The following is a 13,664-nucleotide window of genomic DNA, read 5'->3' as shown; positions in this document are numbered from 1 at the left end:
ATGAATAAGATTATTATCGGTGACCATATCGTAAAATCTTTTGGCGAGGGAGACGAGAAGCGCAATGTTTTGGATGGCGTGACCGTGGAAATAAATGAGGGTGAATTCGTAGCGGTGATGGGGCCATCCGGCTCGGGAAAATCAACGCTGATGTTTGCGCTGAGCGGGACGGATCGTGTTAACAGTGGAAAAGTCATTGTTGACGGCAAGGATTTATCGGAGGTCGATGAGAACGAGCTGTCGGATCTACGTAGAACAACAATGGGATTTGTGTTCCAACAGCCGACGATGCTGCGAAATCTGAATATCCTAGACAACATCATTCTTCCGTCCATGCGAGACAACAGAAAAAACGCAGCCAAAATCACGGGAAAAGCAAGAGCACTTATGAAAAGAGTTGGCATTGCGGAGCTGGAAAAGCGCGACATTACGCAGGTTTCGGGAGGTCAGCTCCAGCGTGCGGGAATATGCCGCGCACTTATGAATAACCCAAGAATTATCTTCGGTGACGAACCTACGGGTGCGCTCAACTCAACAACGGCGCAGGAGATTATGGATATCTTGTCAGAAATCAACTCAGAGGGGACTGCGGTAATGCTTGTCACCCACGATGCCAATGTTGCAGCGCGGACGGAGCGTATTTTATTTATGCGTGATGGAAACATCGTCAGCGATCTGAAGCTTCCGAAGTTTAACGGGACGGATATGGATGGCAGGGTCGAGAAAGTGGCGGTGAAAATGAGGGAAATCGGAATATAATAGGTTGTTTATAGTTATTTGACTCGAAAGGCACCTAGTTGGGTGCCTTTTTTCGCTGAATGACGATACGCTGAACTGTACCGTAAGTGACGGCTAAATTTTTGGGTGGGAAGAGCGTAGAGGACCCACGAAATTTGCTTGTGAAGATGACCCTATAAGATCAACTTCGCAAGACGATGAATCCCCTGCTCAATCGATGCTTCATCTACTTTTGCAAACCCCAATACCCATCCCTTTCGTTTGCTTTCCAAACAATAGGGTCGAAGAGGGTATACACGTACTCCCTTTTGAAGAGCTAACTTTGTTACGGTTTCTTCGTCGTATGACTCTTCAGCTTCAAGGAACATATGCAATCCCGTTTCTATCCCACTTAGTGTGAAACGCTCCCCTAAACCGCTAGCCATTATAGCCTTTGTCATGGCTTCGTGTCTTCGTCGGTACACATTTCTGACTCTTCTCATATGGCGCATAAAATGCCCATTCTTTATGAAGTGGGTTAGAGTCAGCTGATCCATAATCGGAAGATGACGGTAAGTCAGCTCCTGTACCCTGGCTAGTTGAGCAATTGCCTCCATAGAGCCAACGATAGCCGAAATTCGAATGCCTGGAGCAATCATTTTAGAAAAACTCATGAGGTACAAGGTATTATTAGATGCCTGGCTAAACAGCGTTGGAAGTGGTTCCCCGCGATATCGAAATTCACTATCATAATCGTCCTCAATAATCCAGAATTGTTCTTGAGCTGCCTTATGTAGCAATTGTTGCCTACGCGGTTCCGACGTAACGACCCCGACCGCGCACTGGTGCGAAGGGGTCGTAAAGATCAGTTTGGATTGTGGGTGAATCTTCTCAACCACTAGACCATACTCATCAACGGGAACGGGCACCACATTCATACGCCGATATTTCATCGCCATCCAGGCAGCTGGAAAACCGGGATCTTCTACAGAGACAGTGTCCCCGTCAGCTAAAAGGGATTGTGCGATTAAGTCAATACTGTGCTGAGCTCCTGAGGTCAACAGAATCTGATTTGTTTGGACATGGATGCCTCGTTCAAGTGATAAATAACGCTGAATTTGCTCACGTAATGGTGTGAAACCATAGGGATTACCGTAAGCCCAGTTTGATAAGTCCATAGCAGCGGATGCGTGAAGAAGTGATTGTCGCCAGTTCTTTTGAAATTGCCCATCTAAATAGGGTTCATGGGGACTAAAATCAACATCCACTTCTCGCTGTTCTTGGCCTCCGAACCAGTCATGTAATTGATCGACAGCCGAGTTTAACAAAGGAAGTGAGGGGGGGATGGGGCCATCTGCAATTATTTCCTTCGTTGATTCAGTGGCTTGCTTCCATTTATTAACCCGCGTCCCTCCTCGGCGAGATGTAACCGTATAGCCTCGACTTAGCAATTCCTCATAGACGATCTGTATCGTTGAGCGAGAGACACCTACCATGTGAGCAAGTTCACGGGAAGGAATCAGCAATTCCCCTGGCGCCCAGATCCCGCTAGTAATATTATGAATCGCTTGATCAAGCAATTGCTGCCAGATTGGTCGCTTATCATTACGAATTACTTTCATCATCGCACACATCTCCAAGTTAGAAATTCCAATCATAAAATACTCATTATGGATTGCTCATAATCGTGATGTTTGGATGTTTTAACGCAATCCATTCACTGATATACTACCGTAATAACGCCGGTATTTGCAACCGGGTCATTGCTGCACTCTAGAATAGTATCGGGGTTTGGGGTGGGATGAATATGTTACGAGTGAAAGGGGAGATTTTGAAATGAATTCGGTTCGTTATAAGATCAGGGAATGCCGGGATCAAGAGAAAATTGAAAGTTTCCTTCATCATGCGAGAATTGGGTATCTTGGGTTGGTTGATGGGAACCTGCCCTATGTTGTACCGCTTAATTATGTGTGGACTGAGGGGAAGCTCTATTTTCACGGGGCCGGAGATGGAAGGCGTAATCATGTCATGAATGAAAATGCAGAGGTATGTTTTACGGTATGTGAGGAATACGGGACCATCACGGATCCGGTACCTGCCAAAACGGATACGGCTTATATGAGCGTAATGATATTTGGACAAGCTGAGCCAATCGCAGATTTGGACGAAGCCACCCATGTGCTTCAGGAAATGATCAATAAATACGTACCCGGCTATTATAACCGCCCCTTGTCGAAGAAGCATGTAGACAAGTATAGGTCGGCTGTGTTCGGCGGACCGGTTCAAGTTTGCCGTGTTATTCCGCACCATATGACGGCAAAAGAAAGTCCAATCGAAGCAGAAAAAATGTATAGAACGGTTATGAATTTCGGAAGAGAAATTTAACACCAAGATACCGTTACGACTTGCGCTAAGCTAACGTGTGCGGAAGTTCAATGTATAATTGCTCTATAAACGATCAGGGAGCTGCCGCGGCATGCTCCTTTCGTTTTTTCGCCGATACCCCGTTAAGCTGAACCGTATCATAAATAGTGGTTATTATTCGGAGATACGAGTGCGTTTTTTTCGATTGTAAAAAATCTATATAGTTATTCAGATCAGTTTGGTAAACTATTACTAGAGTTATGTACATAGGGGGAAGTAATAGCATGCTAAAGCAAGATAAAAATCGTATAATGCTCATACTATCGATAGGGGTGATGGGTTTATCCGCAGTCGTACATCTTTTACATAGGGTGTATAACATTTTCGGTGATTATCTATTTTTTAATAAAATGAATGCGGTGCCTGGACGATTTCTTTTTTTACTGAATATCATATTCACCATTCCAATCCTATTGGGGCTAATATCTGTTGTAATAACCTTCACAAATTCTCGATATAAAAAATATCTTCCCTTATTAAACACATTGACATTAACGTTTGGCAGTATTTCCATCATTGCTGGCGGAAACGGAATGGTCGAGTATCATTTTTCCATTTTTATGGTTATTGCCGCCATTTCCTACTATGAATCCATTCCCCTTATATTAATTAGTACCGTTATTTTTGCAGTACAGCATTTTGCTGGCTACTTTTTTGCCCCGGAATTGCTTTGCGGAACGAGCAACTATCATTTCGGTTTATTGATGATTCATGCGATTTTTCTAATTTTGACAAGTGGTGCAACGATCTTGCAGGTTTATACAAAAAAGAAATATACGCTGCAGCTAGAAAAAGAAAATGAAATAAAAGCGAAAGATTTAAAGCATATTCTATCGAATATTGCTGTGGCGTCAAAACAAATCATAGATACTTCGACTACCTTGTCCATAAATATTAAGAAATCAACTATGGAAAGCCAAAATATAGTTGATACGATGCAGCAAGTCACAACAACGGCACAACAACAGGCCTCGGCAACAAAAGAAAGTGCAACGGCAATGAATGAAATGTCCACGGGTATCCAAAAAGTTGCTGAGACGTCTAATTATATTTCGGAGCATTCGCGATCGACAGTACAAGTGGCTAAAAACGGCGACAAGATTGTAGAATCAGCTGTAGTGCAAATGAGCACAATCAATCAATCGGTTCAAGAACTATCTGATACGATCATGATGTTAAGAGAGCGAACGGACAAAATTGATGAAATTGTACAAGTGATAGGTTCAATTTCTCGGCAAACCAATCTTCTTTCATTAAATGCTGCCATTGAAGCAGCAAGAGCTGGAGAGAATGGAAAAGGATTTGCTGTAGTTGCTGGCGAGGTAAGGAAATTAGCCGAACAATCACAAGAATCCGCTAAAGAAATTGCAGAACTTATTCATGAGATACATGTGAGTACAGATGCTACGGTAGAAGTTATGATTGCCGGAATCCATAATGTTAGCACTGGAATTAAAGTCATCCATGAAGTTGGTCAATCTTTTGAAAATATCGTGAAAGATTCGGAGCTTATTGCCAGCCAAATTGAAGAAATGTCGGCCATAGCAGAGGAAATGTCAGCAAGCAGTCAGCAAGTATCTGCTTCTGTTGAAGAGGTTTCTGCAATTGCAGAACATAATGAATCTGCCGCTAGTATGGTCGCTCATTCGATGGAAGAACAACAAAAGGGAATTGAAATGATATTAGATGTATCAGATACATTAATGAAGTTAGCTGATGAATTAGAAGACTTAGTTGCGAAGTTCTCTCATTAAGAAATTTTAAGCGATGTGTATCACCATGAGCTCGGAAAATGAAAAAAGCACTGCCATCTCGTTAATCCAAGGTAGGCAATGCTCACAATTTTATAATTTCAGTTCCATTCCATCTTCAGCGATGTAAAACGCTCTATTTTGAACAAGCTGTGCAAAGGCACTTGCTTGATCGTTGACAGGGTTCGTATGATTGAAATGCGTAAAATAGATTTCGGTATGCTCTGCCAAGTCCTGCAGTCGATCCATCGTCTCCGTCATGACAGGATGGGGGATCTCTTTATAATTGCGTCCCATTTGTTCTATCTCTTCAATAGAATGGAAGGTCCCGTCTAATAAGCAGATGTCCGCTTTCTTGGCCACGTCATAAATGTCTCGATCCCACTCATCCCAACGGTCAATATCCGGGATATAAAGCAGCTTGCGAGTTGGACCTTCGATCCAGAAGCCGAATGTTTCTGATAGCTCATTGCGATGAGGCACTTCAATTGGCGTGATGCGTACAGAAGGGGACAGTTGTTCCTGTTGCTCGTGCCCAATGCTGTTCAATTGAATATTGTTCAGCTCCACCAACTGTGACCAAGGCGCATTCGCTTCAAGCATCTGCTTCATGTTATTCCCGCAGAAGACCGGAATTCCTTGTGCTCCGATCGCTTCTCTTCCCAGAAACATCAATCCGGGGTAGTGACCAATGTGTGCATGGGTCAGCCAAATACTGTTCATGATCTGCCCCTGAAGGCGGTACTTCATTTGTATATCTGCCATCTGCTCGCGCATGTCCGGTGTCGCATCAATAAGATGCCATTGCTTCCGATCAGGCTCAATAATGGCTAAAGAAGCAGCGAACCTGCGCGTTCCGTTGTGTATGGCGTTTATGCAGTTCTGACAAAAGCAGTTCGGATGCGGCACGCCTGCATCCTGGGCTGTCCCGATAATATTGACAATGACTTCATTCATGACTCATTCCTCCTACTGCCGCATTCCGTTGCTTCTGGAACGAACGCGTTGGGTATTCCTTCTTCACGATCGTCCAACCCGTAATCCCATAAAAGATATTGATAAGCGGAACCAAGAAGGCGAAGAAGATGTATGGGATGAATTGTTCCGGGCTTACGCCGAGCATGTTGGCTGCGAATACAGCAGGAACTCCCCATGGAACTAATGTAATGCCGACCGTACCAGCCGCCTCGACGCATCTCGATAGATTTTTCGTATCTATGTTCATGTCCTTGTAAGTTTGGACGAAAGTTCTGGACGGCAATATGATCGCAAGAAACTGTGCACCGCTAGCGAACGCAACAAGGAAAGTCGATGCAATCGTTGTTGCAATAAGTGAGCTTGAAGTCCTGATTCTAACCACGATAGGCCGAACAAGAGCTTGAAAGATTTGAGTCCCTTCCAGTAGTCCGCCAAGCGCAGTCGCGATCGTCAATAAACCAATCGTATTCAGCATGGAGACAAGACCGCCTCGATTCAACAAGGAATCAACTGCCTTCACACCGGATTCCGTATGGAACCCGTTCGTCATCGTGTTCACCATCGATGTGATGGATTCTCCTTGTACAACGATAGAAATTATCCCTCCAATGATGCCTACCAACAGCAGTGTCGGCAATGCCGGTAGTTTCTTGATCATTAGGAAAATCGTCAATACCGGCAGCAATAGCAGTAGCGGGTGAATAATAAACGTATGTTGAATCCCATTCAATATCATATCGATATTAGCAGTATCCACCGAGCCTTGTACCGAGCGGGTACCGAACAGCGCGTATAGTGCAACGGCGATGGCGAATGCAGGAATCGTATCCCAGAGCATATGCCGTACATGGCTGAACAAATCTGTTTCCGCCATTGCTGGTGCAATATTCGTTGTATCGGATAACGGCGACAGTTTATCACCAAAGAATGCGCCGGAAATGACCGCTCCCGCAATCAAGCCAGGGGAGAAGCCCATCCCTTCACCGATGACCATGAATGCCAATCCAATCGTCGCGATCGAAGTGAAGGAGCTGCCAAGCGTAATCGCCACGATGCCGGTGACAACCGCAACTGCCGGAACAAAGAAAGAGGGGTGAATAAAGGACAAGCCGTAGTAGATCATGGTCGGAATAACTCCGCTTGAGATCCATGTTCCGACGATCATCCCAATGACAAGCAAGATGAAAATCGCAGGCAATGCTTTGGATACGCCGCTAACCATCATGTCTTCAAGTTCTTTCCATCTATATCCGCTCTTCACCCCTACGAGAACGGTGACGATGATGCTAATTATTAACGGGATAAACATGCCAGCCTTCCAAATGAAGATAGAGGCAGCACCTGCAGCAATAAGCGCCAAAATAGGCAAGAGCGCTAAGCTAATTGATACTTGTCGTTTCATGTTCGTTTCACTCCTTTATGTCGTAGTTGTTTTGGTTCATGTTCATAAGTCGACTTGTTGAACAATCTCTATAAAATAAAAAAGAACCTCCATCCCTAAATAGGGACGGAAGTTCCGCGGTACCACCCTGATTAACAAAAATAAGCTTTTGTTCACTCAATTATTTAACGGCATTGCCGGACGTTAGTCAGCTCCCTAATTGTATTTCGCTGCTTGCTCCGGCTTAGTTCGCACCAACCACTAAGTCTCTGATTTTCCGCTACAGACAGCTACTGTATTAGTTCAACACTTTTGTGATATTTACTTTTACATTTTGACGCTTTTTGGCTTTCTTGCGTTAAAAGCTATTATAGTCCTCCTAAATTGTTTGTCAACAACTATTTTGATAGTTGTCGATCATATTTTATTAACGATAAAGGAATAATCGGGTTACATAAAAGCTCGAAATACGGCACTCTACACCGAAAAATTGGTATAGAGTGTCGTATTTCATTTCAACGCATTCTTAAGTTTAAGAAATTTTATTCCAGATACATTATGTTACAATGAAAGCGTTGACATGATACATTATGTATCATATATTTTAAGTTGTACCGTTGTAATTTCCAGAATATTTAAAAGGGGGTAAAAACCTGCTAGAACCTATCTTGAAATAATAGTAAAGGAGTGTTTAGCCGCTTGAAGAATCCACGTTTATTTTTAAGTCGTTTGCTAATCGTTGTATTGACGCTATTTTCCTTACTGTCTCCGATTTCCGCATATGCATCGGAATCAAACGGAGAATCGACGGCCAAGTTTCTAAGTTCTGAAGTGCGCGCAAAAATGCAGGAGATTGTTGATCAGAATACATTTACAGAAGGGCAAGAGCCTGTGCTGCATCCTGATTTACAAAACCTTACCGGCGACGAGGAAATTTCGGTTATAGTCGAGTTATCCGAAGCCCCGGTAGCTTTAGTGAAGGGGATGAATACGCTTCAGGGCAAATCATTTACCACAGCCACAGAACAAAGCACGAAACTAAAAATCGATAAACAGCAAAAAAGCTTTATGGGTCAATTAAGTAGCAATAGTATCAAAGCCAGCGTGGGCTATACATACAATTATACATTTAATGGGGTATCTCTTAAGGTAAAGGCAAGTCAAGTGGAACAGCTGCTTAAGCTGGACGGCGTTCAAATGGTAGAGCCTGACGTGGAAGTTCACGCTCTGGGAGTAGAGTCCTCAAAGGAGTCGGATAGCGAAGTCCATCCGACGCTGAGTAATAGTAATCCATTCCTTGACGTTCCAGCCGTATGGAACTTAGGTTATACGGGCCAAGGACTTAAAGTAGGTGTTATAGACACCGGAATCGATTATTATCATCCAGAATTAAAAGACGTATATAAAGGCGGGCATAACTTTATTACGCAAGAAGTAAACGGTTCTCCAACAACGGGATACGCTCGTACTAGAGGAGACGATCCGTATGAAACTACGCCGCTGGATCATCCTGATAATAGACCGTGGACGGACCCTACTACCGGAAATCCCTTCAATACCGAACATGGTACTCATGTTGCCGGAATTATTGCCGCTCAAGGCAACAACTCTTTTGGTATAAAAGGGCTTGCCCCTTCGGTTGAAATATATGCTTATCGCGTACTAGGCGCGTACGGGAGCGGTTCGAATTCAGGGGTTATTGCGGGTATCGATAAGGCCGTAGCAGAGCATATGGACATTATCAATCTATCTTTAGGTGGAACTACGAATAGCCAAACTCTTTCTGACGCGATCGCAATCAACAATGCGGTTCTAGCAGGTACGATATCAGTTGTCGCTACAGGTAACTCAGGTCCAAATAGAGGAACGATCGGTAGTCCAAGTACGGCAGCTTTCGCGATATCGGTGGGCAACTCTACAGTTCCGGAAAAAACAATGGCCGGAACGGCTACCGTAACGCTAGACGGAACGGGAACCAGCACACCATATTCGATGAATTTGATGTCTTGGAAATTCGGCACAGCACCGAAAGACATTTTGACGGGAACGTATGATATCGTCGCAGTCCCTAACATAGGTCAAGCGACGGATTACACAGGTCTGGATGTTAACGGTAAAGTCGCTCTCGTTGCTCGCGGAACGATTGCCTTCGTGGATAAAATTGCCGCAGCGAAAGATGCAGGCGCTGTAGCAGTTATTGTTCACAACTCTTCAAGCGGAACGAATGCTCCAGGGCCAGCAGGGGTCTTATTGGGAGATTACTTCTCGTCCATCCCAACGTTTGATATGTCCTACACGGACGGAAACGCGCTGCGAACGGCTCTTGCGACGAAATCGGGTACCGTTACCTTCGGTGGATTCACCACCGGTACGACTATAGGTGACGATATGAGTAGCTCCAGTTCACGCGGACCTGCTAATCCGGTCTTTGATATTAAACCGGACATCTCCGCTCCTGGAACCAACATCATGTCAACGGTACCTGCCTATGCTAAAGATTATGACGATCAAGGGCTGCCTCGGCCAGACTATTCCGAGTCCTATGATCGTTTTTCGGGAACAAGTATGGCGGCTCCGCATGTAGCGGCGGTTGTGGCTCTGCTTAAATCGGAGCATCCGGATTGGACTGCGTTCGATATCAAAGTCGCGATTTCGAATACGGCTAAGCAACTGGATGTAAGCAAATACGACGTCTTTGCTCAAGGTCCGGGACGCATTCAACCACTTAAAGCGGCGACGACCGAAGCGCTCGCGTATGAATTGGATCAAACGACTTTTTCTAGTAAGACTTATGACTATACCAAAGGCACAATCACCTTCGGCAACGTGACTGCGAATGCGAACAATCCAGTAACGGTAACGCGGTCTATTCTTGTCAAAAACTTAAGCGGAAGCCCAAGCGATTATACGGTATCCGTCCAAATGACGAAAGCAGCGACAGGTACACTAGCGAGCTCGAACGTAACGGTCGATAAGTCCAGCTTTACGTTAACCGATGAGCAAACCTTGAACGTGTCGCTAAATGTTCCGAAAGGGACTGGAACTACTGGAAACGAAATTCTGGGTTACGTGACGATTACAAACGGTACGACCAATCTAATTCTTCCTTTCGCAGCGAATTTTGCCCCACCGACGGGATTGAAGAGCTTTGCGATCGATAGCAACCATATCTCGCCAAACGAGGATGGCAAGCTGGACAGCACGACTGTGAGATATGAATTCTACGATAGGCAAGGAGGTACGTATATTGAACTTTATGATCTAAACGATATGACCGGTGGATATTATGGAGACGGTTCTATCGGATGGATTCTGAACACTAGCAGCGTGACAACGGGAGCAAAAACGTTAACCTTTAATGGTAATTATCATGCGTGGGGAACGTCGGGAACGACCCTAAACGTGAAAGCTCCGGAAAGCGTCTTTGCCATGCAAATTGTAGGGCAATCCTCTACAACGGGGGTAACGACTGCGCAATGGCTTCCGGTGTATGTCAAGGTAAGCACGCCTAAATTCGTTTCGCTTGACAGCCTAAATGTTGCGGGTTCGAGCTTGCAGTTCTCCGGTTCGATCGACGATTCATACGTGAAATTCGGTCCTGTTGTCGAGGAAGAAACAGACTTGGATTACGACGTGAACGACAACTTGCATATGAAATACGAACTATCGGGCAGCAACGACGAATCGATTTCCTCTGGACAGGTAACGCTCGATCAAGACGGCAAATTCGAAATCGCGTTAAGCGGTTTAAAGAAAGGTACGAATAAGCTGAAATTGATCGTGGACGACGCGGCAGCTAATCATGCGGAGAAAGTCGTTAGTATTAGCGTAGAACCCGAGTTAAGCGGAATTACAGTGGCGCCCGAGACTTTAACCTTAAATGTCGGTTCCACTGCAGATCTTAAGGTAACGGCCCAATATATTGACGTAGACGGCAAGCCATTCCCAGTAAGCGATGATAACGTCACGTCTGCGGCAACCTATACTGATTACGATCCGGCTGTCATAAACGTTGACGACAGCGGTAAAGTAACTGCTGTAGGTGAAGGCAACACAACGATAACGGTTTCTTATGGAGGGAAGTCGGTTTCGGTATCCGTTACCGTTACCGTAACCGTTACAGAATTAACGTCGATATCGGTATCGCCGGACAGCGTATCTCTAGAAGTTGGGAAATATTCTCAGCTTGCGGTCACCGCGAAGTATAGTGATGAAAGCGAGAAGGACGTTACAAGCGATGCAACGTATAGCGTACCAGATACAGATAAAGACATTGTTACGGTAGACAATACCGGAAAGGTGACAGCTGTAGGAGAAGGCATAACTACAGTGAGTGTATCTTACGAAGGTAAATCCTCCGAGGTACCCGTTAAAGTCACTACAACTCCAGTCGAGCCTGAATTAAAGTCGATTACGATATCGCCAGACAGGGTAGCTCTAGAAGTTGGGGAGAATACTCAGCTTGCTGTCACCGCGGCGTATAGCGATGGAAGCGAGAAGGACGTTACAAGTGATGCAACGTATAGCGTGCTAGATACAGATAAAGACATTGTTACGGTAGACAATACCGGAAAGGTAATAGCTGTAGGAGCAGGGACAACGATGATATCTGTGTCTTACGAAGGTATAACCTCCGAGGTACCAGTCACCGTCACAGACGACACTACAACTCCAGTCGAATTAACGTCGATATCGGTATCGCCGAAAAGTGTAAATCTAACAGTTGGGAAGGTTGCTCAGCTTGCAGTCACCGCGGTGTATAGCGATGGAAGCAAGGAAGACGTTACAAGTGATGCAGCGTATAGCGTACCAGATACAGGCATTGTTACAGTAAGTGATACCGGAAAGGTGACAGCCGTAGAAATAGGTGAAACGACAGTAACCGTATCTTACGAAGGTGAAATCTCTAAGGTACCCGTTTCCGTCACAGACGACACCACGACTCCAGTCGATCCTGTATTAACGTCGATATCGGTATCACCTAATCATGTAGCTCTAACAGTTGGGCAGAATGCTCAGCTAACGGTCACCGCGGCATATAGCGATGAAAGTGAGAAAGTAGTTACAAATAATGCATCGTATAGCGTATCAGGTACGAACATTGTTACGGTAAGCAATACCGGAAAGGTGACAGCCGTAGGAGCAGGGAATACGACGATCACTGTATCTTACGAAGGCAAAACTTACGGGGTATCAGTCACCGTAACAGATGATTCTGATCCAGGAACCCCATCCAATCCAGGCTCGTCTTCGGGTTCTGCATCAAGCTCACCTTCGACTTCTGCACCAACAGGTAAGAAAGTAAAAGCTGGAACGCTCTTTATTAAGAAAAACGATAAGGATACGACTTTTGCAACGCTAAGCGTTTCGACTGAGGTTATTAACACCGGATTGAAAGTTTCGTCAGCGGCTGACGTCACGCTGGACGTGACTGATATTAATTTCAACGACTACAACAGTGTAGATGTAATCTTCGATAAAGCAACGGCTGGCAAACTACTGGCATCCGGCAAAGGATTGATCCTTACAGGCAATGGATTCACCATTAGGATTCCTGCGGATGCATTGGCTGATTTTATTGGTGCAAATGGATTTAAATTAATCTTATCGGTAAAAGATCCTGACAAAAATCATACAACCGTCGTATCGCAGATCGTAACGATTGGCAGCGATAATGGAAAATTGACTCATCCGATAGAGATCAACTTCAAGCCGTCCAACAAAGTAATTGATTTGCAAAGAGTAGGCGTTTACCAGCAAGATGGAAGCGGTAGCTGGGCATATGTAGGATACAATGCCACGCATCAGCCAGGGAACATTAAACTTACGACATCTACGCTCGGTTCCTTCGAACTGATGGAGTATCAAATTTCGTTCAACGATATTCAAGCCCATTGGGCCAAACATGAAATTGAGGTTATCGCGGCTCAACACGTAACCTATGGGAAAAGCGATTCTGAGTTCGCTCCAAACGATACGATTATACGCGCAGAATTCATGGCGCTCTTGGATCGTATTCTTGGCCAAGGGAAAGATTGGAGCTATTACGTTGCGATGGCAGGGGCAGGCGATATTCTGAATCGCGAAGAAATGGTCGTACTGATGGTCAATGCCATGAAAGTCGATCTACAAGGCAAAGAAGTGCAATTAAACTTCAAGGATAAAGATCAGATTTCGTCCGATGCCCAAGCCGCGGTAGCGTATGCGGTGGATAAAGGATTGATCTTTGGAACGGATAACAACAATTTCGCTCCAAATGAAAGTTCTACTCGCGCGCAAATGACTGCTGTTCTCTATCGTTTGATGAAGCTCTTCGGTAAAATTTAATCGTATCCATAGGATAAATAAAAAGCAGACTTCTTCGGAGGTCTGCTTTTTACTTCCTTTAACCTATACCATTTGAGCCCAACTAT

The 13,664-nt window shown here is 44.8% G+C and carries 7 protein-coding genes and 1 other annotated feature; of the genes, 4 read left to right on the top strand and 3 right to left on the bottom strand.

Annotated elements, in window-relative coordinates; translation table 11 throughout:
* Positions 1-759 (top strand): ABC transporter ATP-binding protein, encoded by a 759-nt coding sequence (locus E0485_RS17215; RefSeq protein WP_132419318.1) that lies wholly within the window; start codon positions 1-3, stop codon positions 757-759.
* Between the two features lie 152 nt (positions 760-911).
* Here the strand turns inward: E0485_RS17215 and pdxR are convergent, their stop codons facing one another.
* Positions 912-2,342: a MocR-like pyridoxine biosynthesis transcription factor PdxR gene (gene pdxR, locus E0485_RS17210; RefSeq protein ID WP_132419317.1), complete on the bottom strand. Its 1,431-nt coding sequence runs from the start codon at positions 2,340-2,342 to the stop codon at positions 912-914.
* A gap of 211 nt (positions 2,343-2,553) precedes the next feature.
* Here pdxR and E0485_RS17205 point away from each other — a divergent pair, with 211 nt between their 5' ends.
* Both E0485_RS17205 and E0485_RS17200 read left to right on the top strand, forming a co-directional pair.
* The gene (locus tag E0485_RS17205) at positions 2,554-3,102 is read left to right on the top strand and encodes a pyridoxamine 5'-phosphate oxidase family protein (protein ID WP_132419316.1); all 549 of its coding nucleotides are present in this window, start codon (positions 2,554-2,556) and stop codon (positions 3,100-3,102) included.
* A gap of 263 nt (positions 3,103-3,365) precedes the next feature.
* Positions 3,366-4,895 (top strand): methyl-accepting chemotaxis protein, encoded by a 1,530-nt coding sequence (locus tag E0485_RS17200; protein ID WP_165921218.1) that lies wholly within the window; start codon positions 3,366-3,368, stop codon positions 4,893-4,895.
* Positions 4,896-4,985: 90 nt separating this feature from the next.
* Here the strand turns inward: E0485_RS17200 and E0485_RS17195 are convergent, their stop codons facing one another.
* Complete coding sequence (locus E0485_RS17195) at positions 4,986-5,849, bottom strand: MBL fold metallo-hydrolase (RefSeq protein WP_132419314.1); 864 nt, start codon at positions 5,847-5,849, stop codon at positions 4,986-4,988.
* Positions 5,842-7,272 (bottom strand): Na+/H+ antiporter NhaC, encoded by a 1,431-nt coding sequence (nhaC, locus tag E0485_RS17190; RefSeq protein ID WP_132419313.1) that lies wholly within the window; start codon positions 7,270-7,272, stop codon positions 5,842-5,844. Before nhaC ends, E0485_RS17195 begins: the two co-directional genes overlap by 8 nt.
* 98 nt (positions 7,273-7,370) lie before the next feature.
* Positions 7,371-7,567: a binding site (T-box leader), on the bottom strand.
* Between the two features lie 383 nt (positions 7,568-7,950).
* Here nhaC and E0485_RS17185 point away from each other — a divergent pair.
* Entirely contained in the window at positions 7,951-13,578 is a 5,628-nt protein-coding gene (locus tag E0485_RS17185) for a S8 family serine peptidase (protein ID WP_132419312.1), read from the top strand.
* Positions 13,579-13,664 lie beyond the last annotated feature (86 nt).

The sequence above is a fragment of the Paenibacillus albiflavus genome (assembly GCF_004344915.1).
Taxonomy (GTDB): Bacteria; Bacillota; Bacilli; order Paenibacillales; family NBRC-103111; genus Paenibacillus_AM; species Paenibacillus_AM albiflavus.
This window is presented reverse-complemented; position numbering and strand designations above follow the sequence as displayed.

What these genes read in the sequence shown, in the direction of transcription:
- E0485_RS17215 (WP_132419318.1), top strand. Translation starts at nt 1, where the DNA reads ATGAATAAGATTATTATCGGTGACCATATCGTAAAATCTTTTGGCGAG.
- pdxR (WP_132419317.1), bottom strand. Translation starts at nt 2,342, where the DNA reads ATGATGAAAGTAATTCGTAATGATAAGCGACCAATCTGGCAGCAATTG.
- E0485_RS17205 (WP_132419316.1), top strand. Translation starts at nt 2,554, where the DNA reads ATGAATTCGGTTCGTTATAAGATCAGGGAATGCCGGGATCAAGAGAAA.
- E0485_RS17200 (WP_165921218.1), top strand. Translation starts at nt 3,366, where the DNA reads ATGCTAAAGCAAGATAAAAATCGTATAATGCTCATACTATCGATAGGG.
- E0485_RS17195 (WP_132419314.1), bottom strand. Translation starts at nt 5,849, where the DNA reads ATGAATGAAGTCATTGTCAATATTATCGGGACAGCCCAGGATGCAGGC.
- nhaC (WP_132419313.1), bottom strand. Translation starts at nt 7,272, where the DNA reads ATGAAACGACAAGTATCAATTAGCTTAGCGCTCTTGCCTATTTTGGCG.